20 protein-coding genes are annotated in these 21,300 nt (G+C 65.4%); 8 read left to right on the top strand and 12 right to left on the bottom strand.

Going from position 1 to position 21,300, the window contains the following annotated elements; all coding sequences use genetic code 11:
- The first annotated feature begins 86 nt into the window (after nucleotides 1-86).
- The gene (locus tag Sj15T_RS06780; protein ID WP_007685013.1) at nucleotides 87-1,034 is read left to right on the top strand and encodes a hemolysin family protein; all 948 of its coding nucleotides are present in this window, start codon (nucleotides 87-89) and stop codon (nucleotides 1,032-1,034) included.
- An 84-nt stretch (nucleotides 1,035-1,118) separates the two neighbouring features.
- Here the strand turns inward: Sj15T_RS06780 and Sj15T_RS06785 are convergent, their stop codons facing one another.
- Genes Sj15T_RS06785 through Sj15T_RS06800 form a run of 4 tightly spaced genes read right to left on the bottom strand, consistent with a single transcriptional unit; the run spans nucleotide 1,119 to nucleotide 4,898 of the window.
- A complete protein-coding gene (locus tag Sj15T_RS06785; protein ID WP_041385931.1) occupies nucleotides 1,119-1,805 on the bottom strand; it encodes a phosphatase PAP2 family protein in 687 nt (228 codons plus the stop codon).
- Nucleotides 1,783-3,180: a dihydrolipoyl dehydrogenase gene (gene lpdA / locus Sj15T_RS06790; protein WP_041385932.1), complete on the bottom strand. Its 1,398-nt coding sequence runs from the start codon at nucleotides 3,178-3,180 to the stop codon at nucleotides 1,783-1,785. The genes Sj15T_RS06785 and lpdA overlap by 23 nt, the downstream gene beginning before the upstream one ends.
- A 27-nt stretch (nucleotides 3,181-3,207) precedes the next feature.
- Entirely contained in the window at nucleotides 3,208-3,615 is a 408-nt protein-coding gene (locus Sj15T_RS06795; protein ID WP_007685008.1) for an acyl-CoA thioesterase, read from the bottom strand.
- The gene (locus Sj15T_RS06800; RefSeq protein ID WP_013040353.1) at nucleotides 3,615-4,898 is read right to left on the bottom strand and encodes a pyruvate dehydrogenase complex dihydrolipoamide acetyltransferase; all 1,284 of its coding nucleotides are present in this window, start codon (nucleotides 4,896-4,898) and stop codon (nucleotides 3,615-3,617) included. The genes Sj15T_RS06795 and Sj15T_RS06800 overlap by 1 nt, the downstream gene beginning before the upstream one ends.
- Before the next feature lie 204 nt (nucleotides 4,899-5,102).
- On the opposite strand from Sj15T_RS06800, the gene Sj15T_RS06805 reads away from it, so the two are divergent.
- On the top strand, nucleotides 5,103-5,558 hold the full coding sequence (locus tag Sj15T_RS06805; protein WP_007685004.1) for a universal stress protein: 456 nt from the start codon (nucleotides 5,103-5,105) through the stop codon (nucleotides 5,556-5,558).
- Between the two features lie 176 nt (nucleotides 5,559-5,734).
- Here Sj15T_RS06805 and Sj15T_RS06810 read toward each other — a convergent pair whose 3' ends face one another.
- From Sj15T_RS06810 to Sj15T_RS06825, 4 genes are all read right to left on the bottom strand, one after another.
- On the bottom strand, nucleotides 5,735-6,529 hold the full coding sequence (locus Sj15T_RS06810; protein WP_013040354.1) for an ABC transporter permease: 795 nt from the start codon (nucleotides 6,527-6,529) through the stop codon (nucleotides 5,735-5,737).
- Entirely contained in the window at nucleotides 6,526-7,458 is a 933-nt protein-coding gene (locus Sj15T_RS06815) for an ABC transporter ATP-binding protein (RefSeq protein ID WP_013040355.1), read from the bottom strand. The genes Sj15T_RS06810 and Sj15T_RS06815 overlap by 4 nt, the downstream gene beginning before the upstream one ends.
- Nucleotides 7,459-7,741: 283 nt before the next feature.
- On the bottom strand, nucleotides 7,742-8,371 hold the full coding sequence (locus Sj15T_RS06820; protein ID WP_007684998.1) for a methyltransferase domain-containing protein: 630 nt from the start codon (nucleotides 8,369-8,371) through the stop codon (nucleotides 7,742-7,744).
- A 105-nt stretch (nucleotides 8,372-8,476) separates the two neighbouring features.
- Nucleotides 8,477-9,355 (bottom strand): LysR family transcriptional regulator, encoded by an 879-nt coding sequence (locus tag Sj15T_RS06825; RefSeq protein ID WP_013040356.1) that lies wholly within the window; start codon nucleotides 9,353-9,355, stop codon nucleotides 8,477-8,479.
- 98 nt (nucleotides 9,356-9,453) lie between these two features.
- Here Sj15T_RS06825 and Sj15T_RS06830 point away from each other — a divergent pair, with 98 nt between their 5' ends.
- Genes Sj15T_RS06830 through mmsB form a run of 3 tightly spaced genes read left to right on the top strand, consistent with a single transcriptional unit; the run spans nucleotide 9,454 to nucleotide 12,588 of the window.
- The gene (locus Sj15T_RS06830) at nucleotides 9,454-10,611 is read left to right on the top strand and encodes an acyl-CoA dehydrogenase family protein (RefSeq protein ID WP_041385934.1); all 1,158 of its coding nucleotides are present in this window, start codon (nucleotides 9,454-9,456) and stop codon (nucleotides 10,609-10,611) included.
- An 11-nt stretch (nucleotides 10,612-10,622) separates the two neighbouring features.
- Nucleotides 10,623-11,681: an enoyl-CoA hydratase/isomerase family protein gene (locus tag Sj15T_RS06835; RefSeq protein ID WP_013040358.1), complete on the top strand. Its 1,059-nt coding sequence runs from the start codon at nucleotides 10,623-10,625 to the stop codon at nucleotides 11,679-11,681.
- A gap of 22 nt (nucleotides 11,682-11,703) precedes the next feature.
- Nucleotides 11,704-12,588: a 3-hydroxyisobutyrate dehydrogenase gene (gene mmsB / locus Sj15T_RS06840; protein ID WP_013040359.1), complete on the top strand. Its 885-nt coding sequence runs from the start codon at nucleotides 11,704-11,706 to the stop codon at nucleotides 12,586-12,588.
- Between the two features lie 164 nt (nucleotides 12,589-12,752).
- Here the strand turns inward: mmsB and Sj15T_RS06845 are convergent, their stop codons facing one another.
- From Sj15T_RS06845 to folE, 3 genes are all read right to left on the bottom strand, one after another.
- Nucleotides 12,753-13,529 carry an enoyl-CoA hydratase-related protein gene (locus Sj15T_RS06845; RefSeq protein ID WP_013040360.1) on the bottom strand — a complete coding sequence of 259 codons (777 nt, stop codon included), beginning with the start codon at nucleotides 13,527-13,529 and terminating at the stop codon, nucleotides 12,753-12,755.
- A gap of 89 nt (nucleotides 13,530-13,618) precedes the next feature.
- Nucleotides 13,619-14,461 carry an SDR family oxidoreductase gene (locus Sj15T_RS06850; RefSeq protein WP_013040361.1) on the bottom strand — a complete coding sequence of 281 codons (843 nt, stop codon included), beginning with the start codon at nucleotides 14,459-14,461 and terminating at the stop codon, nucleotides 13,619-13,621.
- A complete protein-coding gene (gene folE, locus Sj15T_RS06855) occupies nucleotides 14,458-15,066 on the bottom strand; it encodes a GTP cyclohydrolase I FolE (protein WP_013040362.1) in 609 nt (202 codons plus the stop codon). The genes Sj15T_RS06850 and folE overlap by 4 nt, the downstream gene beginning before the upstream one ends.
- Nucleotides 15,067-15,218: 152 nt before the next feature.
- Between folE and Sj15T_RS06860 the strand changes: the two genes are divergently transcribed.
- Entirely contained in the window at nucleotides 15,219-15,809 is a 591-nt protein-coding gene (locus Sj15T_RS06860) for a nucleotidyltransferase family protein (protein WP_007684980.1), read from the top strand.
- Between the two features lie 4 nt (nucleotides 15,810-15,813).
- On the opposite strand, the gene Sj15T_RS06865 is transcribed toward Sj15T_RS06860, so the two are convergent.
- Nucleotides 15,814-17,484 (bottom strand): MFS transporter, encoded by a 1,671-nt coding sequence (locus Sj15T_RS06865; protein ID WP_041386451.1) that lies wholly within the window; start codon nucleotides 17,482-17,484, stop codon nucleotides 15,814-15,816.
- Between the two features lie 209 nt (nucleotides 17,485-17,693).
- Between Sj15T_RS06865 and Sj15T_RS06870 the strand changes: the two genes are divergently transcribed.
- Both Sj15T_RS06870 and Sj15T_RS06875 read left to right on the top strand, forming a co-directional pair.
- Nucleotides 17,694-18,902, top strand: a complete 1,209-nt coding sequence (locus Sj15T_RS06870; RefSeq protein WP_013040365.1) for an acetyl-CoA C-acetyltransferase — start codon at nucleotides 17,694-17,696, stop codon at nucleotides 18,900-18,902.
- Nucleotides 18,903-19,037: 135 nt separating this feature from the next.
- Nucleotides 19,038-21,215: a 3-hydroxyacyl-CoA dehydrogenase NAD-binding domain-containing protein gene (locus tag Sj15T_RS06875; RefSeq protein WP_013040366.1), complete on the top strand. Its 2,178-nt coding sequence runs from the start codon at nucleotides 19,038-19,040 to the stop codon at nucleotides 21,213-21,215.
- The last annotated feature ends 85 nt before the right edge of the window (nucleotides 21,216-21,300 follow it).

Genomic DNA, 21,300 nt, shown 5'->3' on the forward strand with positions numbered 1-21,300 from the left:
TTTAGCGGAAGGCCGGCGCCTGCCCTTCCAGGGCATCAGGACAGGCTGCTCGACGCGATGCCCTGAACAGGGAAACAGGAAGTACGATGGCGGAAGGCAGTCCCAAGGACGGCAACGGTTCGAAGGAATCGGACAGTAGCAGCCACGAGGGCGGGTTATGGAACGGCCTCAAATCGCTGCTCTTTGGAGACGAGGAGAGCCACAGCCTCCGCCGCGAGCTGGAGGATGCGCTCGACGAATATGATGAGGAGGAGCAGGAGGAAGGCGCCAGCCCTCCCGCCAAGGGCGACCTGTCCGCCATCGAACGCCAGATGGTCCGCAACCTCCTGCATTTTTCCGAACATACGGTCGATGACGTGGCCGTTCCCCGCGCGGACATCATCGCCATAGAGGAAAATGCCAGTTTCGCCGATCTTGCCGCCTTGTTCGCGGAGGCGGGGCATAGCCGCATCCCCGTCTATCGCGAAAATCTGGACACCATCGTGGGCATGATCCACATCCGCGACGCCTTCGCCATCTTGGCGGGCAAGGCGCCGGTGCCCGACAGGCTGGAGCCGCTGATCCGCCAGCCGCTCTATGTTCCCGAAAGCATGGGCGCGCTGGACTTGCTCGCGGAAATGCGCGCCAAGCGCACCCATCTCGCCATCGTGCTCGACGAATATTCGGGCACCGAAGGGCTGCTCACCTTCGAGGATCTGGTCGAGGAGATCGTCGGCGAGGTCGAGGACGAGCATGACGAGGAGCCGGAAGCGATGCTGGTTCCGCTGGATGGCGGCCTGTGGGAGGCCGACGCCCGCGCCGAACTGGAGGATGTCGCCAAGGAGATCGACGAAAAGCTGGCGGAGGTCGAGGAGGATGTCGACACGCTGGGCGGCCTGGCCTTCGTGATTGCGGGCCGCGTTCCCGAACCGGGCGAAATCGTCGAGCATGCGCAAAGCGGCTGGAAACTTGAAATCCTGGACAGCGACGGACGCCGCGTCAGCCGCCTGCGCCTGCACCCGCCCGCGGAACGGGAAATGGAGGAAGAGGGCTGATCCTGATTTGGGCCGGGGCCGAGCGGGCGGAGCCGCCAAATCGACCGGCCGCCTCCACTTTCCAAAAACGCGCCCAATGCGCCTTCAACGGAAGGGCGCCGGCTCATCGCCCGGCGCGCCTGCGTCCATCCGCCCGTCCACCCCTCTTCCTGCCGGCAGCCAGATGCCGCACAGCGCAAGCCATCCCAGCCCTTCGATCCATCCCGCCAGCACATCGCTCGGCCAATGCACGCCCAGCCAGACCCGGCTGATCCCGATCAGCGCGATCGCCAGCCCCATGCCGACATAGACGGAGCGCCGCCCGGCCAGCATCGCCAAGGCCCCGAAGAAGATCATGTTTCCCGCCGCATGACCGCTCGGAAACCCATAGCTGCGCACAAGGTCGAGATGCGGCAGCAGATCGGGGCGAGGCGCGGCAAAGACCTGCTTGAGCGAGAGGTTGAGCAAAGTCCCGCCGACCGTCACCCACAGCAGCCAGAGGGCACGCCTGCGCGCAATGCCCCAAAGCGCGATGACGCAGGCCACAAGCAGCGCGAAGCGGGCCGCCGTCCCCCCGACCGCCGACGCCAGTTGCATGATCCAGGTGACGGCGGTTCCAGCCCCGCTGTCCCGCGCCCGCCCGGCCATTCCCATCAGCCCGGCGTTCAGCCCGTCCAGCCATCCCTGCCGCTGGACCAGCGCAATCCCCAAAACGCAGAAAAGCGCGAGGACAAGGGCCCCCGCGCCTTTCGCCACGGCTATGCGCCGATCAGATATGGAGCGCGCGCCCATAAGCCGCGAGCACGCTTTCATGCATCGATTCGGAGATGGTCGGATGCGGGAAGACGGTGTGCATCAGTTCCGCCTCGGTCGTTTCCAGCGTCTTGCCGATGGTATAGCCCTGTATCATCTCGGTCACTTCCGCGCCGACCATGTGCGCGCCCAGCAATTCGTCCGTCTTCGCGTCGAACACCGTCTTGGTGAAGCCTTCCGCTTCGCCCAGCGCGATGGCCTTGCCGTTGCCGATGAAGGGGAACATGCCGACCTTCACCTCATAGCCGGCTTCCTTCGCCTTGGCTTCGGTCAGGCCCACAGACGCGATCTGCGGATGGCAATAGGTGCAACCGGGAATATTTCGCGGGTCCATGGCATGGGGATGCTTGCCGGCAATGGCTTCGGCCGCGATCACGCCCTCATGGCTGGCCTTGTGCGCCAGCCATGGCGGCGCGGTGATGTCGCCGATGGCCCACAGGCCCTCGACATTGGTGCGGCACATTTCGTCGGTCTTCAGGAAACCGCGCTCGTCCATGGCGACGCCCAGTTCCTTGAGGCCGATATTCTCCGTATTGGGGACGATGCCGATGGCGACGATCATATGGCTGAATTCGGCGGCGCTTTCCTTGCCGGCCTTGTCCTTCAACTTGACCTTGATACCGTTGGCGCCGACCTGGATGTCGCTGACGCCGCCCCCGGTCAGGATGGTCATGCCCTGCTTCTTGAGCGCTTTTTCCAGGAACGCCGAAACATCGGCGTCCTCGACCGGCACGATGCGGTCCATCATCTCGACCACGGTCACGTCGGCGCCCATATCGTTATAGAAGCTGGCAAACTCGATGCCGATGGCGCCCGATCCGATGACCAGCAGCTTGCTCGGCATTTCGGGCGGCGTCATGGCGTGGCGGTAGGTCCAGACGCGCTTGCCGTCGGTCGGCGTGCCCGGCAGGTCGCGCGCCCGCGCCCCGGTGGCGATGATGATGTTCTTCGCCGTCAGTTCATCGGTCTTTCCATCCTTGGTGACGCTGAGCCTGCCCTTCGCGACCAGCTTGCCCTCGCCCATATGGACGGCGATCTTGTTCTTCTTCATCAGGTGCGTGACGCCCTGATTAAGCTGCTTGGCAACGCCGCGCGAACGCTTCACCACCGCCGCGATGTCGGCGCTGATCTGGGTCGCGGCCAGGCCATAGTCCCCGGCATGCTGCATGTAATGATAGATTTCCGCCGAACGCAGCAACGCCTTGGTCGGGATGCAGCCCCAGTTGAGGCAGATGCCGCCCAGATTCTCCCGCTCGACAATGGCGGTCTTCAGGCCCAGTTGGGCGGCGCGGATTGCGGCCACATAGCCGCCGGGGCCGGAGCCCAGAACGATGACATCGTAATTCTCAGCCATGATCAAACTCGCTTTTATATGATTTCGTCACGCCGCCGGCGCGGTGAAGGGCGGCACGGAACGGGGCTGGCGATCCTCTCCGATCGCCACGAAGGCGAAGGTCGCCTTGGTCACGCGATAGGATCTGTCGTCATGGCGGGTCCGCCGCCACGCCTCGACCTCTATCTTCATGGAGGTGCGGCCCACCGAAACCAGCTTGGCGAACACCGAAACCTCGTCGCCGACCACCACCGGGCGCAGGAAGGTCATGCCCTCGACGGCGATCGTCACCGCGCGGCCGTGGCTGTGGCGGGCGGCGACGGAACCCGCCGCGGAATCCATCAGGCTCATCAGCCAGCCGCCGAAAATATCCCCATAGGGATTGGTGTCGGCGGGCATGGCGATGACGCGCACGGCGGGGCTGTCCACCGGCGGCTGCTCATCCACCCGGGCCATCAGGCGAGCATCCCGATCGGATTTTCGACCAGTTCCTTGAAGACCTGCATCAGGCGGGCGCCGTCAGCGCCGTCGATGGCGCGGTGGTCGAAACTGCCGGTGGCGGACATGACGGTCGCGATCTGGAGCGAGTCATCGATGACGAAGGGCCGCTTCTCGCCCGCGCCGATGGCCAGGATCATGCCCTGAGGCGGGTTGATGACGGCCTCGAACTGCTTGATGCCGAACATGCCCATGTTGGAGAGCGAGGCGGTGCCGCCCTGATATTCCTCCGGCTTTAGCTTGCCGTCCTTGGCGCGGGCGGCGAGATCCTTCATCGCGGTGGAGATGGCGGCGACGCCCTTGCTGTCCGCCTCCGTCACGATGGGGGTGATGAGGCCGCCGGGGATGGACACGGCCACCGAAATGTCCGCTCGCTGGAATTTCAGCATCTGGTCGCCAGCGAACTGGACGTTGCATTCCGGCACCTGGATCAGCGCCACGCCCAGCGCCTTGATCAGCAGGTCGTTGACCGACAGCTTGACGCCCCGCGAGGCCAGGCCCGCATTCAGTTCGCCGCGCAGTTTCAGCAGCTTGTCGAGCTGCACGTCCACGGTCAGGTAGATGTGCGGCACCTGCTGCTTGGATTCGGTCAGGCGGCGCGCGATGGTCTTGCGCATGCCGCTGAGCTTGATGACCTCGTGCGGGATGCCGAAATCCTGCGCGGCGGCAGGCGCGGCGGCGAGCGGAGCGGCAGGCGCGGCGGCCGGAACGGCAGTCTTGGCGACGGGCGCGGCGCCCTCCAGGTCGGCTTTCACGATGCGGCCATTGGGACCGGAGCCGGTGACGGCGGCAAGATCCAGCCCCTTGGCTTCGGCCAGGCGACGGGCGAGCGGGCTGGCCTTCACCCTGCCGTCCGTCGCCTTGGCCGGCGCGGGATCGGCCTTCGGCGCGGGCGCCGGGGCCTTGGCGGGCACCGGATCGGCCTGGGGCGCAGGGCCTGCTGCGGGGGCCGCTGCGCTGGGAGCGGCATTACCGGCGGCGGCTTGCGACAGATCCTCGCCCTCCTCCGCGATGATGGCGATGACGGTGCCCACCTTCACCCCCTCCGACCCTTCGGCCACCAGTATCTTGGCCACGGTGCCTTCGTCTACGGCTTCGAATTCCATCGTCGCCTTGTCGGTCTCGATCTCCGCCAGCAGATCGCCGGAGGAGACGGTGTCGCCCTCCTTCACCAGCCATTTCGCCAGCGTCCCTTCTTCCATCGTTGGAGAAAGGGCGGGCATCTGGATCGTTTTGCTCATGGGTGGAAGGCCTCTCGTCTTATCGGGCGTGGGGGCAATGAGGTTCGTTTCGGCGCTTTGGCCGGAACGGTCAAGGCCAAGCCTTGCGCGCCCGCGCATAATCGGCCACATTTCACCACACTGGTTCACAGCGAACCATATGGGTTCAGCGCGGACTTGTGAGACCGAAGGCCAAATGGTCGTTACCCCTTAGGGATTCAGCGGATGCGGACATATCTGGTGGTCGTGGACGAATCGCCCGAGGCGGAGACGGCGCTCCGTTTCGCGGCGCGGCGCGCCGCCAAGACGGCGGGCGCGATCCGCATCCTGGCCCTTATCCCGCCCGCCGAGTTCGTCCAGTGGGGCGGCGTGCAGGCGACGATGGAGGATGAGGCGCTGCAACGCGCCGAAGCGCTGGTGACAAGCGCGGCGGGCACGTTGACCGACGAATCCGGCATAAGGCCCAGCATCACCGTGCGGCAGGGCGATCCGGTGGCGGTGGTGCGCCATACGCTGGAGGAGATGGACGACGTCGCGGCGCTGGTGCTGGGCGCGGCGGCCAGCGGGCATCCGGGGGTTCTGGTGTCGCACTTCGCGGGCGCAGATGCGGGCAAGCTGCCCTGCCCGATCATGATCATTCCCGGCGGGTTGGACGCGGATGCGATCGATCGGTTGAGTTGAGATGGGGGATGGCCGTCATTAAATCCTCCCTGCGCGAAGCGTGGGGAGGGGGACCGCCGCCGAAGGCGGTGGTGGAGGGGAAATTCGGATGTCGCGCCCCATTCCCCTCCACCAGCCTGCGGCTGGTCCCCCTCCCCATCTTTCGATGGGGAGGAATAGGATTACGCCGCCTGCGCTTATTTCTTGAGACGATAGCCCGTCCGGAACATCCAGCCGATGATGCCCAGGCACAGGGCCAGCATACCTGCGACGAAGATCAGGCTGAATTCTATCCCCACGTCGCCGCGTCCGAAGAAGGTCCAGCGGAAGCCGGAGATCAGGTAGACGATAGGGTTGAACAGGGTGATCGTCCGCCAGGGTTCGGCCAGCATGTGGATGGAATAGAAGGCCCCGCCCAGGAAGGTCATCGGCATGACGATCAGCAGCGGGATCACCTGCAACTGTTCGAAACTCTGCGCCCATATGCCGAGGATGAAGCCGAACAGGCAGAAGCTGATCGCGATCAGCAGCATGAACCCCACCATCGCCAGCGGATGGGCGACGGGCAGGTCCACGAACAGATGCGCGGTCAGGAAGATGATCGTGCCGACGATCAGCGACTTTGTGGCCGCCGCCCCGACATAGGCGATGATCGTTTCCGCAGCCGATACCGGCGCGGACAGCAGTTCATAGATGGTGCCGGTGAATTTGGGCATGTAGATGCCGAAGCTGGCGTTGAAGATGCTTTCGGTGAACATCGACATCATGATCAGGCCGGGCACGATGAAGGCGGCGTAGGGAATGCCGTCGATCTGCGTCATGCGCGAACCGATGGCGCCGCCGAACACTACGAAATAGAGCGAGGTAGTGATCACCGGCACCAGCAGGCCGGTCAGCAGCGTGCGGCGGAAACGATGCAGTTCGAACCTGTAGATCGACCAGATGGCGCGGTAATTGAAACGGCTCGCGCCCGGGGAATTGAAGCCGCTCATGCCGCCTTCTCCTGATGGACCAGGCTGACGAAGATGTCCTCCAGGCTGCTCTGCTGCGTGTTGAGATCCTTGTAGCCGATGCCGAGGTCGCCCAGCCTGCGCAGCAGCGACGACACGCCGGTCCGTTCCGCCCGGGTGTCGAATTCATATTCGATCTCATGCCCGTCGGCCTTCAGCGCGACCTGCCATTCGGCCAGTTCCGGCGGCACGGCGGCAAGCGGTTCGGCCAGCACGACGGTCAGCGTCTTCCGGCCCAGCTTCTTCATGAGCACGGTCTTTTCCTCGACCAGGATCAGTTCGCCCTTGTCGATGACGCCGACCCGGTCGGCCATCTCCTCCGCCTCCTCTATATAATGGGTGGTGAGGATGATGGTGACGCCGGTCTGGCGCAGTTCGCCGATCAGTTTCCACATGTCGCGGCGCAGTTCGACGTCGACCCCGGCGGTCGGTTCGTCCAGGAATAGCACGCGGGGTTCGTGGGACAGCGCCTTGGCGATCATCACGCGGCGCTTCATGCCGCCGGACAGTTCCAATATCTTGCTATGGCGCTTGTCCCACAGCGACAGGTCGCGCAATATCTTCTCGATATAGGCGTCGTTGCGCGGCTTGCCGAACAGGCCGCGGGAGAAGGTGACGGTGTCGATCACCCGCTCGAACGCATCGGTGTGCAATTCCTGCGGCACGAGGCCGATGGCGGAGCGCGACCCGCGATAGTCGCGGACGATGTCATGCCCCGCCACGGTGACGCTGCCGCCGGTCGCCCTGACATTGCCGCAGATGATGGAGATCATGGTGGTCTTGCCCGCGCCATTGGGACCGAGCAGCGCGAAAATCTCGCCCTCCTCGATCTCCAGGTCGACGCCCTTGAGCGCCTGAAAACCCGAAGCATAGCTCTTGGTCAGGCCGGAAACAGTGATGATGGATGCCATGCGCGGCATTGCCCCCTTTTGCTGAAGCGCAAAGATAGGGCGCCGTCCGCGCCGCGCAACCGCCCTCCAGGCCGCGTGAACAAATTCAAGCCTCGCCGGACTGAGATTTGGGTGGGGAGCGGACGTTTCCCATTTCGTCACCCCGGACTTGATCCGGGGTCCCGCTGCCTTGGGCTGGGCGCGGACTCAGAAAGAAAGCGGGACCCCGGATCAAGTCCGGGGTGACGGTAAATGATGTCCGCTCATGGCCATTTCCAGGCATTTCCTGATTTGTCCACGCGGCCTAGTCGCCTTTGCGGAAAAAGCGGAAGACGGTCGCTGGCGGGAAGTTTCGGACGGTCTGGCCGACGCGGACGACGTCCAGGTCCAGCGCATCCAATATCTCGCGGTTGACCGGCGGGCGCAGGGAATAGGTGAACTGGATGAACGCCCCGCCCGGCCGCAGCATGCGGAAGCTTTCGGACAAGATGTCGGCGTGCATCTGGCGGTCCATGGCCAGCAGCGGCAGGCCGCTGATCACCGACTGATATTCGCCCGCTTCGCCCGCCGTCGCCGTGGAGACGATCTGCGCGGGGGTTTCGAGGACGGAGACATGGGGGAAATGCCGCCGCAGCCCGCGGGCGAAGGCCGGGTTGATCTCCACCACCTCCAGCTTTTCGGGGGGCAGGCCGGTGCCCAATATGGCGCGGGTGAAGACGCCCGTGCCGCCGCCCAGTTCGATAACCCGGCCATCGTCCGGGACGATATGTTCGACCATCAGGCGGGCGAGATAGCGGCTGCTGGGCACGACCGAGGCGGTCTGGCGCGGCTTTTTCACCCAGGCGGCCAGAAAGTCCAGATATTCGGTCGCCCGCGTGCGAAACTCGCTGTTGGGCAGGGCCATCGCCCGGCTGCACTTCGACTTATGCTGCATGAGCGAGATGCGACCATTTTGCTGTCATGGAGACTCCCTTAGCGGGCCGGATGGACGGCGTCGATGGGTTTTAGGAACGCTTTCCCGCCATTTGGCGAAGGGCGATCACGCTTTCAAGGTTTCGATACGTTCCTGCAACCATGTCGCCACCGCTGCGATGCGGGGCAGTTTCTTGAGGTCGCCATGGGTGACGAGCCAGAAGCTGCGCATGATCTCCACCCGGTCGGCCATCACCGGCATCAGGGCGGGATCGCGCCCGGCGATGAAATCGGGCAGCACGCCGATGCCCGCCCCTTCCGCGATCATGCGATGCTGCATGTTGATGCTGGTGGCGCGCAGGCTGGCCTCCAGCCCCGCCTCCACCTCGTCCAGATAATCCAGTTCGGGCGAGAAGATGAATTCGGGCACATAGCCGACCAGCACATGGCCGCGCAGGTCGGCGGTGCTGCCCGGCGTGCCGGCCTGCGCCAGATAGGCGGGGGATGCGTAGAGGTGCAGCCGATAGTCGCCCATGCGCCGGACCGACAGCCGCCCCCGCTGCGGCCGGGCCAGCATGACCGCCATGTCCGCTTCCCGCTTGGACGGGTTGAGGAAGCCCGACGCGGTGATGAGGTCCAGCCGGATGCCGGGATGGCGGCGGCTGAAATCGGCGAGGCCCGGCGCCAGCACCCAGGTGCCGAAGCCTTCGGCCACCGACAGGCGCACCTGTCCGCTCAGATGATGTTCGCGGCCGGTCGCCTCCTCCATGGCGGCCAGGGCGGCGCTTTCAATGCTTTCGGCATGGTGGAGCAGCGCCTGGCCATGGGCGGTCAGGGTGCGCTCCCCTGCCCCCAGTTCGAACAGTTCCGGGCCGAGCGCGCGCTCCAGCCGGGCGAGACGGCGGGAGATGGTGGTCGCGTCGATGCCCAGGGCGCGGGCCGCCGGGGCGATCTTGCGCGTGCGCGCCACCGCCAGAAAGACCCTGATATCGTCCCAATCGAACATCCCTCGCCGCGCCCCGTCTGCAAAATCGCTGCATCGCTATGCAGAACTGCGTTGTTGCAGGCAATTCCGCATTCTATCTAAGGGAAAGTTCAAAGCGCATGTCAGGAGAGTTTGTGGGCCAGTTCGATCTCACCGAGGACCAGTTGGCCATTCAGGAGATGGCGCGCCGGTTCACCGCCGATGCGATCACGCCCTTCGCGGCGGAGTGGGACGAAAAGCATATCTTTCCCCGCGAGACCATCCGCGCCGCGGCGGAACTGGGCTTCGGCAGCATCTATGTGTCGGAGGAAGCGGGCGGCATCGGGCTGGGGCGGCTGGAGGCTGCGCTGATCATGGAGGCGATGGCCTATGGCTGTCCGTCGACCAGCGCGTTCATCTCCATCCACAATATGGCCGCATGGATGATCGACCGTTTCGGCAGCCAGGCGGTGAAGGACAAATATCTCCCCTCCATGGTGCCGATGGAGCGGATCGGCAGCTATTGCCTGACGGAGGCGGGTTCGGGGTCCGACGCGGCGGCGCTGAAGACGCGGGCGGTTAGGCAAGGCGATCATTATGTCGTCACCGGGTCCAAGCAGTTCATCTCCGGCGGCGGCGAGAATGAAATCTATGTCGTCATGGTCCGGACCGGCGACGAGGGGCCGAAGGGCATAAGCTGCCTGGTCATCGAGAAGGATATGGCGGGCGTCAGCTTCGGCGCGCAGGAGCGCAAGCTGGGCTGGCATTCGCAGCCGACCGCGCAGGTGAATTTCGACGGCGTGCGGGTGCCGGTCGAGAATCTGGTCGGGGGCGAAGGCGAGGGATTTCGCATCGCGATGATGGGGCTGGACGGCGGGCGGCTGAATATCGGGGCCTGCTCGCTGGGCGGGGCGCAGCGCTGCATCGACGAGGCGCTGAGCTATACCAAGGATCGCAAGCAGTTCGGGCAGAGCATCGCCGATTTCCAGAATACGCAGTTCATGCTGGCGGACATGGAGACGGAATTGCAGGCGGCGCGGACGCTGCTCTATGCGGCGGCGGTCAAGGTGACGGAAAATGCGCCGGACAAGACGCGCTTTGCCGCCATGGCGAAGCGGCTGGCGACGGATACCGGTTCTTCCGTGGTCGACCGGGCGCTGCAACTGCATGGCGGCTACGGCTATCTGATGGACTATCCGGTCGAGCGTTTCTGGCGCGACCTGCGCGTGCATTCGATCCTGGAGGGCACCAATCAGGTCATGCGGATGATCATCGCCCGCGACATGCTGCGGCAGTGAGCGGGGATTTTATGACCGATCAGGTTCTGATTTCACTCGATAATGGCGTGGGGCGGATAAGGCTGAACCGGCCCAAGGCGATCCATGCGCTGACCACCGAAATGTGCGACGCGATCATTGCGGCGCTGCTGGCCTGGCGGGAGGATGAGAGCGTCGTCGCGGTGATGCTGGACCATGCCGAGGGTCGCGGTTTCTGCGCGGGCGGCGACATCGCCATGATCGCGAACAGCGCCAGGGGCGACTGTTCGGAGGCGGAGCAGTTCTTCTTCACCGAATATCGGATGAACCACCTGCTGTTCGTCTATGAAAAGCCGATCGTTGCCTTCATCGACGGCATCGTCATGGGCGGGGGCGTGGGGATTTCCGATCCGGCGCGCTATCGCGTGGCGACGGAGCGGACAACCTATGCCATGCCGGAAACGGGCATCGGGCTGTTTCCCGATGTGGGCGGCGGCTGGTTCCTGCCGCGCTTGCCGGGGCGGACCGGGGCGTGGCTGGCGACGACGGGGGCGCGGATCAAGGGCGCGGATTGCGCGGCCATCGGCATCGCGACCCATTATATGGCTTCGGACAAGCTGGAGGCGGTAAAGGCGCGGATCGTCGCCGATCCGGACGGACTGGCCGAGATATTGGACGAGATGGCCGACGTGCCGCCGCCTTCGGCCTGGGAAGCGCATCGGGGCGAGATCGACCGGCTGTTCGCTTCGGATCGGTTCGAGGATATTCTGGCGGCGCTGGAGGCTGAGGGGTCGGACTGGGCGCGGGAGCAGCTTGCCACCCTGGCCACCAAGTCGCCGCAGACGATCAAGGTCGCCCTGCGGCAGATGGCGGAGGGCGCGGCCTTCACCGACTTCGCCGACAATATGCGCAACGAATATCGCATCGGCCATCATGTCATTCGCCGTCCCGATTTCATCGAGGGCGTGCGGGCGGTGATCTTCGACAAGGATAATGCGCCGCGATGGAATCCGGCGCGGGCGGAGGATGTGACGGACGAACTGGTCGACAGCCTGTTCGCGCCCCTGCCTCCGGAAAAGGAATGGACGCCGCTGCCTCAATTGCGCGGCTGACAGGAAGAAGGAGTGCCTTGAGATGAGCCAGACCATCGCCTTTATCGGCCTGGGCAATATGGGCGGCGGCATGGCCGCCAATCTGCTGAAGAACGGCTTTGCCGTGCGGGCCTTCGACCTGTCGGAAGAGGCGCTGGCCAAGGCGGCCGAAGCGGGCGCGGTGCGCTGCTCCAGCGCGGCGGAGGCGGCGGCGGGCGCCGATGCGGTCGTCACCATGCTGCCCGCGGGCAAGCATGTGGAGAGCGTCTATCAGGGCGAGGTGTTCGGCGCGGCGAAGGCGGATGCGCTGTTCCTCGATTGCTCCACCATCGACGTCGCGACGGCGCGGCGGGTGGAGGAGGCCGCCGCGGCCAGGGGATTCGAGATGGTGGACGCGCCGGTCTCCGGCGGCATCGCGGCGGCCAATGGCGGCACGCTGACCTTCATGGTCGGCGGCACGGAGCAGGCGTTCGGCCGGGCCAGGCCGATCCTGTCGGCCATGGGCAAGGCGGTGATCCATGCGGGCGGCGCGGGCAATGGGCAAGCGGCAAAGATCTGCAACAATATGCTGCTGGGCGCGACGATGGTGGCGACCTGCGAAACCTTCGCCATGGCGAAGAAGCTGGGGCTGGACCCGCAGACTTTCTACGACATTTCCAGCGTGTCGTCGGGGCAGAGCTGGTCGATGACCAGCTATTGCCCGGTGCCGGGCGTGGGGCCGCAAAGCCCGTCCGACAATGGCTATCAGGGCGGTTTCGCCGTGGGGCTGATGCTGAAGGATCTGAAGCTGGCGAGCGAAGCGGCGGCTTCGGTCGGGGCGAGCGTGCCGATGGGGAATGCGGCGGAGTCGCTCTATCAAATGCTCGCCAATCGGGGCGAAGCTGGGCGGGATTTTTCGCTGATGATCGAGATGTTGGAGGGGAAGTGAGAGGTTTTTCCTCCCCATCGGGAGATGGGGAGGTGGCGGCGCGTAGCGCCGACGGAGGGGAATGGGGCACGACCTGCGTATTTCCCCTCCACCACCGCTTTCAGCGGCGGTCCCCCTCCCCACGCTTCGCGTAGGGAGGATTAGCGAAACCGATAATGTAGAATTCAGCGGCCCTTCCACACACCGGCGCGCTTTTCGACGAAGGCTTCCATGCCTTCCTTCTTGTCCTCGGTTGCGGTCAGGATCTGGAACAGGCGGCGTTCGGTCAATATGCCCTGAGCCAGGCCCGTCTCGAACGCCAGATTGACCATTTCCTTGTTCACCATCGCGGCCATGGGCGGCATTCCGGCAATGGTCGCGGCGGTCTTGAGCGCGTCTTCCAGCAGGTCCGCCGCCGGGACGATCCGCGCCACCAGGCCGGCGCTTTCCGCTTCCTGCGCGCCCATCATGCGGCCGGTCAGGCACATTTCCATCGCCTTCGCCTTGCCGACGGCGCGGGTCAGGCGTTGCGATCCGCCCATGCCCGGCGCCACGCCCAGCTTGATTTCGGGCTGGCCGAATTTCGCGGTGTCGGCCGCCAGGATGAAGTCCGCCATCATCGCCAGTTCGCACCCGCCGCCCAGCGCGAAACCGGCGACCGCCGCGATCCACGGCTTGCGGGTGGCGACGACCTTGCTCTGCCAGCCGGAGAAGAAATCCTCCAGGAAGAAGTCCGCCGCCTCCTTTTCCACCATCTCCTTGATGTCCGCGCCTGCCGCGAACGCCTTTTCACTGCCGGTCAGAACCAGGCAGCGCTGCGACGGATCGGCGTCATAGGCCGCGAAGGCCGCGCCCAGATCCTTCAGCACCTGGCTGTTCAGCGCATTCAGCGCCTGCGGACGGTTGAGCGTGACCAGCGTCACCGCATCGCGCTGTTCCACCAGGATGGTTTCATATGCCATTGCCGTCTCCCTTCATTGATCCGTGGCGATCCGCTCTATGCAGCGCGGCGGCCCTTGACCAGCCCTTGGGAGCCGCATCTTCGCAACCGCTATCGGCACAGATGCATGAAGTCCCGGTCATAGCTGCGCAGATGCGCGCCGCCGTCGATATAGAGGATCTGCCCGGTCACGGCACCGGCGCCTGCCAGATAAAGCACGGCTTCGACGATCTGCTCCGCCTGCGGCAGACGCCCCAGCGGCATCATCGCGGCCAGCCGTTCCATCTGGCCGTCGTCATAGTCGGGCGTCGCGATGGTGAGGCCGGGCGCGACCGCATTGACCCTGATCTGCGGCGCCAGGGTGGAGGCGGACAGACGCGTCAGCCCCGCCAGCGCCATTTTGGAGAGCGTATAGGCCAGTTGGTCGCCATGGGGATGGTCGATCCGCTGGTCCAATATGTTGACGATGCACCGATCCCCCGTGCCGGCCGGAATGGTGGCGAACGCCTTGGTCAGCAGCGTTGGCGCGGCGCAATTGACGGCATAATGGCGCATCAGGTCGTCGGCGCCGACGCTGTCAAGCCGATCCTGACCGAAGATCGCCGCGCTGTTGACGAGGACATCGGGCGGCCGGCCGAAGCGTTCCGCCACCAGCGCCACCAGTTCCTCCGCCCCTTCGGGATCGCTGAAATCGACGGTGAAGCCCTCCCATTCGGTCGCATTCTCCTCCAGCGCCAGCGCCAGATGGGAATCGAGCCGGGTATCGTGGCTGCCATGGATCGCCAGCGAATAGCCGGCCCGTGCAAAGGCGGCGGCGATGATGCCGCCCAGCCGCCGATGGCCGCCCGTCACCAGCGCCAGCCGCTTTTGCGCCAGCGGACGCGCGCCCGCCTGCTCCTCGCGCTTCCGGGGGCCTCCAAGCGGCCGATAGGCGGGGACTTCCTCTTCGTTCACGATGCTATCAGCTTCAGCACTTCTTCGCGGCTCTTTTCATCGTCGCGGAAGACGCCGAGCATGCGGCTGGTCTTCATGACGACATTGGGCGTGCGCACGCCGCGCCCGGTCATGCAGCCATGGGTCGCCTCCACCACGACGGCGACGCCCTGGGGCCTCAGATGTTCCCAGATGCAATTGGCGACCTCCGAAGTCAGCCGTTCCTGCACCTGGAGCCGATGGGCAAAGGCATGCAGCACGCGGGCCAGCTTCGATATGCCGACGACATATTGACCGGGCAGATAGGCGATATGCGCCACGCCCACGATGGGCGCCATATGATGTTCGCAATGCGACTGGAACGGAATGTCCTTCAGCAGCACGATGTCGTCATAGCCGCCGACTTCGTGAAAGATGCGCGAAAGATGATAGGCCGGATCGTCGTCATAGCCGCGGCAATATTCCTTCCACGCCCGCGCCACGCGTTCGGGCGTTTCGACCAGCCCTTCCCGTTCCGGATCGTCGCCCGACCAGCGGATCAGCGTCCGGATCGCTTCGGCCACGTCCGCCGGAACAGGAATCTTGATCGACTCGCCCGCTGTTTCGGCATCGGGATCATATTCCATGGACGTCACCACTCCTTTGTTGCTTCCGGGCATATGGCGTCAGATCGGCGGGAACGCCAGCCCCTTCGCCCCGCTGGACAGAACATGCCGGCGGTGGCACATGCGGAAGAAACCGGATCAACCGGGTCGCCTCAAATCATCATAGCGGAACCATGCGGACCGAACAGATCGCCGCCGTACTCCTTGCAGCGGGCACTTCCTCTCGTTTCGGTGAGGAGGACAAGCTGATGGCCGAATGGCGGGGCAAGCCCGTCGCTGTCCATGCGCTGGAAACCATCGCCTCCATGATCTTCGCGGAGCTGGTGGCGGTGGTGCGTCCCATTGGCCAGGCGCCGGTGCTGCATCGCCGGCTGGAGCGGCGCGGCTATTCGATCCTGGTCAACGACCGCCCGGAGGACGGCATATCGGGCAGCATTATCCGCGCCGTCGAACATGTCATGCCGATGCGGAAATGCCGCGGCATATTGATCTGCCTGGCCGACATGCCGGACGTGCCGCAGACGCATTACAACCGCATATGCCTGGCGGCGGAGGACATACGTTCCGTCGTGGCCAGCACCGACGGCTTTTCCGCATCGCCCCCGGCCTTCATCGGACGGAAGCATTTTCCCGAGCTTCTGGCGCTGCGCGGGGACCAAGGGGCGCGGGCGCTGCTTAGCCATGGCGTGCAGATCGAAACCATGGGCGCCAGCCTGCGCGACATCGACACGCCCGACGATCTGGCGGAGCGGCGGCCGGAATAGCCGATCAGCTCGACCGGGTGGGATCGGTCATGGGATCGCCCATTTCCCGCGGATCGGCCGAACGGCCCAGCGGCAGCGAACCCGTCTGACGCTCCAGCATGCGATGGACGACGGGCGGATCGGGGCCGCCGTGCAAAGCGTGGATCGCCTTGCTGTTCGCCATGTCGGCAACGGTCCGCCGGCTGTTGTGGCGGACATAGTCGAGCCAGGTCGACACATGATAGCGCTCCACCCACAGCTCCGGATCGCTGAGGTCGCGCAGCAGCGACCAGCCCTGGGCGCCGTCGCGGCGGCGGATGCGGCGGCGTTCGCTCATCGCCGCGAGGAAGGGGACGACCGATCCGGGGGCTATGCGATATTCGATGGTGACGACCACGGGGCCGCTGCGAGGCTCGATCGGCACGGTCGTCTGCGGTTCCCGCCACAGATTTTGAAGATCGAGATTCTGTTCCCCCGTCTGCACCAGCGGACGCACATAGCCGATCAGCGCCGAAGCGAACTGGACGGCCGCCGCGCCATAGAGGGCGACCAGGACGCCATGATCCTCCGCCAGGGTGCCGAACAGCCATGCGCCCCCCGCCATGCCGCCGAAGGCGACCATCTGGTACAGGGCGACGGCCCGGGCCACGACCCAGCGGGGCGCGGACATCTGGACCGACACGTTGAAGGTGGAAAGCGCGATCACCCAGCCCGCGCCGGCCAGCAGCAGCCCGGCCAACGCCACGATCAGCCAGTCGCTGACCGCCATCAGCACCGTCCCGGCCGCAAGCGCCAGGGCGGCCGAGCGCACGATGGCCTCCACCGCGAAACGGCGGCGCAACTGCCCCGTCGACAGCGCCCCCAGCACCGCGCCGATGCCGAAGGCGCCGCTGAGCGCGCCGAAGGTCAACGCGCCCCCGCCCAGCAGGTCGCGCGCCACCAGCGGCATCATCGCCGAAACGGCGCTCGCCCCGATGCCGAACGCCGCGCTTCGCAACAGCACGACCTGGATGTGCGGCGACATCGCGATATAGCGGACACCCGCGCGCATCGCGTGGCCGATGCGTTCGCGCGGGAGCAACTGGGGCGGCAGTTCCGGACGCCAGCGGGCGAGCACCGCGACCAGGCCCACATAGCTGACGGCGTTGACCAGGAAGGCCGCCGCCGCGCCGGCCGCCGCGACGATGACGCCGCCCAGCGCCGGGCCGATGCTGCGCGCCATGTTGAAGCCCATGGAATTGAGCGAGACGGCATGGGGCAAGGCCGCCCTGGGCACCATATCCCCCACCGCCGCCTGCCAGGCCGGTCCGTTGATCGCGGTGGCGCATCCCACCAGGAAGGTGAAGCCCAGCAAGGCCCAGGGCGTCACCCACCCCATCCAGGCGAACAGCGCCAGCAGGGCGGAAACGACGAGCATGAACAATTGGCAGGCCAGCATCACCAATCGCCGGTCGCTATTGTCCGCCACCGCGCCTGCCCAGAGCGACAGCAGCATGATCGGCAGGGTCGTCGCCGCCGGAACCAGCGCGATCATCTGGGGCGAGGCGGAAAGCGAGGTCATCATCCACTGCGCGCCCACGGACTGGATCAGCCCGCCGAAATTGGAGGCGAGGCTGGCCCACCAGATCGCGCGGAAGATCGGGATCGACAGGGGCGACGGCGCTTCGGTGGGGTCCGACTCAGACACGCTCTCCATCAAGCGGAATAAGGCGGTCGGGTCAAATCCGCGAATCATGGAAGGACGGGAAGCATCCGGGAAGCCAGACGGAATGCCAGAGGGAATGGAGGCATGCGTCGGGATGACGTTACGGTTCGGCGGTTTGACGATTGAGACTTGCACTTTACGTAAACGTAAATACATTCGCAGCGATCATCCGGCACCCCAACGGAGAGGAATGGACAGCCATGGAAGCCTATATCTACGATGCCGTCAGGACACCCCGGGGCCGGGGCAAGGCCGACGGCTCGCTGCACGAAATCACCCCCATCCAACTGGCGACGCAGGTGCTGGAAGCGGTGCGGGACCGGACGGAGATCGACACCGCCGATGTCGACGACGTGATCCTGGGCTGCGTCAGCCCGGTCGGGGAACAGGGCGCGGACATCGCGCGCGTCGCGGTGTTGAACGCCGATTATGACCAGACCGTGCCGGGGGTGCAGATCAACCGCTTCTGCGCTTCGGGCCTGGAGGCCGTGAACATGGCGGCCGCGAAGGTCTATTCGGGCGAAGCGGGCCTTGCCATCGGCGGCGGCGTCGAATCGATGAGCCGGGTGCCGATGGCTTCCGACGGCGGCGCCTGGGCGATGGATCCGGCGGTGGCCTACAAGACCTATTTCGCGCCGCAGGGCATCGGCGCCGACGTGATCGCGACCAAGTTCGGGATCAGCCGCGACGATGTCGACGCCTATGCGGTGGAAAGCCAGAAGCGGGCCAAGCGGGCGTGGGACGAAGGGCGCTTCGGCAGGTCGATCGTTCCGGTGAAGGACGTCATCGGCCAGGTCGTCCTGGACCATGACGAACATATGCGGCCCGACGCGACGATGCAGTCGCTGGCCTCCCTGAAACCCAGCTTCGCCGCGATGGGCGAGGAAATGCCGGGCTTCGACGCCATCGCCCTGCTCCGCTATCCGGAACTGGAGAAGGTCAATCACGTCCACCATGCCGGAAACAGCAGCGGCATCGTCGACGGCGCGGCCGCCGTGCTGGTCGGCAACAAGGCGATGGGCGAGAAATACGGCCTCACGCCCCGCGCGCGGATCAAGGCCATGGCTTCCATCGGGTCGGAGCCGCTGATCATGCTGACCGGGCCGGAATATGTCGCCGACAAGCTGTTGAAGCGGGCGGGCATGAGCAAGTCCGACATCGACATCTGGGAATTGAACGAGGCCTTCGCCAGCGTCGTGCTGCGCTACATGCAGGCGATGGACCTCGACCATGACAGGATCAACGTCAATGGCGGCGCCATCGCCATGGGCCATCCGCTGGGCGCGACCGGGGCGATGGTGCTGGGCACCGCGCTGGACGAGCTGGAACGGTCCGGCAAGGGCACCGCGCTCATCAACCTGTGCGTCGGCGCGGGCATGGGCACGGGGATCATCATCGAGCGCGTTTGAACATTGGAGCCGGTCGTCCTGAGCAGCCATTGAGCGAAGTCGAAATGGCGTATCGAAGGATCAATGCTTCGATACGGGTCTTCGACAAGCTCAGCCCCTACTCAGCACGAACGGCGGCAGGAAAGGTTGCCCAAAATGCAGAGCATCAATTTCGACATCGACCGCGACGGCATCGCCACGCTGACCATCGACGTTCCCGGCCAGTCCATGAACGTCATCGGGCCGGATTTCATGGCCGATCTGGACGCGGCGATCACGCGCATCGCTTCCGAGGAGGCGATCAGGGGCGCGGTGATCGCGTCGGGCAAGGACAGCGGGTTCATGGCGGGCATGGACCTGAAATATTTCGGGTCGATGCTGGGCGGCGAGAGCGGGAAGCGCCCCTCCCCCGCCGCGATCTTCGACAAGGTCTTCGTGCTGAACCAGTTGCTCCGGCGGCTGGAGACATGCGGCAAGCCGGTGGCCTGCGCCATAGAGGGCACCTGCGTCGGCGGCGGGTTCGAACTGGCGCTGGCCTGTCACCGCCGCGTGGTGGGCGACAGCCCGAAGACGCAGCTTGGCCTGCCGGAAATATTGATCGGCCTGTTCCCCGGCGGCGGCGGGTCGCAGCGCCTGCCGCGCATCATGGGCGTGCAGGCGTCGCTGATGTATATGTTGCAGGGCAAGCTGTTCCGTCCCGCCGAAGCGGCGATGATGAAGGTCGTCGATGAGGTCGTGCCGCAGGGCATGGCGGTCGAAAAGGCGAAGGACTGTGTGAAGGCGAACCCCAACGCATCGGTGCAGCCGTGGGACGTCAAGGGATTCAAGGTGCCGGGCGGCGCGGGCGGGTTCAACCCCGGCTTCGCGCAGACCATGGCGGGCGCCCTGCCGATGACGCTGAAGCAGACCCAGCGCAACATGAACGCGCCGATCGCGCTGCTGTCCGCCGTCTATGAAGGCATCACCCTGCCCATGGATCGCGCCGTCCGGATCGAGAGCAAATATTTCGCCAAGGTCGCGGCCGACCCGCAGGCGGCGAACATGGTCCGCAGCCTGTTCGTCAACAAGCAGGCGGCCGAGCGCGGGGCGCGGCGGCCCAAGGACCAGCCCAAGGCGCCGACGAAGAAGCTGGCCATGCTGGGCGCGGGCATGATGGGCGCGGGCATCGCCACCGTCGCCGCGCAGGCGGGCATGGAGGTCGTGCTGTTCGACCGCGACCAGGCCTATGCCGAAAAGGGCAAGGCGCATGTCGAGGAGGTGCTGAAGAAGCGGCTGGGCAAGGGTCTGACGCCGGAGAAGATGGCGGAGACGCTGGCCCGCGTGACGCCGACCACCGACTATGCGGCGCTGGCCGGGGCGGACTTCGTGATCGAGGCGGTGTTCGAGGATGTCGCCATCAAGGCGGAGGTGACGAAGAAGGTGGAGGAAGTGCTGGGCGCGGACATCATCTTCGGGTCCAACACCTCCACTTTGCCGATCACCAAGCTGGCCAGGGCATGGTCGAAGCCGGAGAATTTCATCGGCGTCCATTTCTTCTCTCCGGTCGAGAAGATGCCGCTGGTGGAGATCATCCTGGGCAAGGAAACCGGCCCGGCCGCCATCGCCAAGGCGCTGGATTTCGTCAGCCAGATCCGCAAGACGCCCATCGTCGTCAATGATGCGCGCGGCTTCTACACCTCGCGCTGCTTCGCCACCTATGTGCAGGAAGGCGTGGAGATGGTGGCGGAGGGGATCAACCCGGCGCTGATCGAAAATGCCGGGCGGCAACTGGGCATGCCCGTGGGGCCGCTGGCCGTGGGGGACGAGGTTTCGCTGGAGCTGGCCCACAAGATCATCGTCGCGGCGCGCAAGGAACTGGGCGACGCCTATGTCGCGCAGCCGTCCGACGCGGTGATGGAACGGATGGTCGGACTGGGACGGCTGGGCCGCAAGAGCGCCAAGGGCTGGTATGACTATCCCGAAGGCGGGAAGAAGCATCTGTGGCCGGGCCTGGCGGAGATGTTCCCGCCCGCCGCCGTGCAGCCCGGCGTGGAGGCGGTTAAGGAGCGGCTGCTCTATCGCCAGTTGATCGAATGCGCCCGCTGTTTTGAAGAAGGCGTGCTGGAGACGCCGGAGGACGGCGACATCGGCGCGATCTTCGGCTGGGGCTTCGCGCCCTATACCGGCGGGCCGTTCAGCCATATGGATACGGTCGGCATCGCTGCTGTCGTGGCGGTGCTGGACCGGCTGGCGGCGGCGCATGGGGGACGGTTCGCCCCCACCGCGCAGTTGCGGGAGATGGCGGCCAGCGGCGCGACCTTCTATCGGCCCGTTTCGTCCCGCGCCGCCGCATGAATGGGGTGGGAATCCCTGAATGAGTGGTTTAGGCCTTCCCGGACATCTCCGGGGAGGCCTTTTTTCTTGAAGGTTTCCTGTCGAA

This window comes from Sphingobium sp. TA15 (genome assembly GCF_037101235.1).
Lineage (GTDB): Bacteria > Pseudomonadota > Alphaproteobacteria > Sphingomonadales > Sphingomonadaceae > Sphingobium > Sphingobium indicum.

Coding starts and splice junctions, on each gene's coding strand:
- Sj15T_RS06860 (WP_007684980.1), top strand. CDS start 15,219: ATGCGGACCGAACAGATCGCCGCCGTACTCCTTGCAGCGGGCACTTCC.
- Sj15T_RS06870 (WP_013040365.1), top strand. CDS start 17,694: ATGGAAGCCTATATCTACGATGCCGTCAGGACACCCCGGGGCCGGGGC.
- Sj15T_RS06820 (WP_007684998.1), bottom strand. CDS start 8,371: ATGCAGCATAAGTCGAAGTGCAGCCGGGCGATGGCCCTGCCCAACAGC.
- Sj15T_RS06815 (WP_013040355.1), bottom strand. CDS start 7,458: ATGGCATCCATCATCACTGTTTCCGGCCTGACCAAGAGCTATGCTTCG.
- Sj15T_RS06825 (WP_013040356.1), bottom strand. CDS start 9,355: ATGTTCGATTGGGACGATATCAGGGTCTTTCTGGCGGTGGCGCGCACG.
- lpdA (WP_041385932.1), bottom strand. CDS start 3,180: ATGGCTGAGAATTACGATGTCATCGTTCTGGGCTCCGGCCCCGGCGGC.
- Sj15T_RS06780 (WP_007685013.1), top strand. CDS start 87: ATGGCGGAAGGCAGTCCCAAGGACGGCAACGGTTCGAAGGAATCGGAC.
- mmsB (WP_013040359.1), top strand. CDS start 11,704: ATGAGCCAGACCATCGCCTTTATCGGCCTGGGCAATATGGGCGGCGGC.
- Sj15T_RS06800 (WP_013040353.1), bottom strand. CDS start 4,898: ATGAGCAAAACGATCCAGATGCCCGCCCTTTCTCCAACGATGGAAGAA.
- Sj15T_RS06810 (WP_013040354.1), bottom strand. CDS start 6,529: ATGAGCGGCTTCAATTCCCCGGGCGCGAGCCGTTTCAATTACCGCGCC.
- Sj15T_RS06795 (WP_007685008.1), bottom strand. CDS start 3,615: ATGGCCCGGGTGGATGAGCAGCCGCCGGTGGACAGCCCCGCCGTGCGC.
- Sj15T_RS06835 (WP_013040358.1), top strand. CDS start 10,623: ATGACCGATCAGGTTCTGATTTCACTCGATAATGGCGTGGGGCGGATA.
- Sj15T_RS06875 (WP_013040366.1), top strand. CDS start 19,038: ATGCAGAGCATCAATTTCGACATCGACCGCGACGGCATCGCCACGCTG.
- Sj15T_RS06845 (WP_013040360.1), bottom strand. CDS start 13,529: ATGGCATATGAAACCATCCTGGTGGAACAGCGCGATGCGGTGACGCTG.
- Sj15T_RS06865 (WP_041386451.1), bottom strand. CDS start 17,484: ATGGAGAGCGTGTCTGAGTCGGACCCCACCGAAGCGCCGTCGCCCCTG.
- Sj15T_RS06805 (WP_007685004.1), top strand. CDS start 5,103: ATGCGGACATATCTGGTGGTCGTGGACGAATCGCCCGAGGCGGAGACG.
- Sj15T_RS06830 (WP_041385934.1), top strand. CDS start 9,454: ATGTCAGGAGAGTTTGTGGGCCAGTTCGATCTCACCGAGGACCAGTTG.
- Sj15T_RS06785 (WP_041385931.1), bottom strand. CDS start 1,805: ATGGGCGCGCGCTCCATATCTGATCGGCGCATAGCCGTGGCGAAAGGC.
- folE (WP_013040362.1), bottom strand. CDS start 15,066: ATGGAATATGATCCCGATGCCGAAACAGCGGGCGAGTCGATCAAGATT.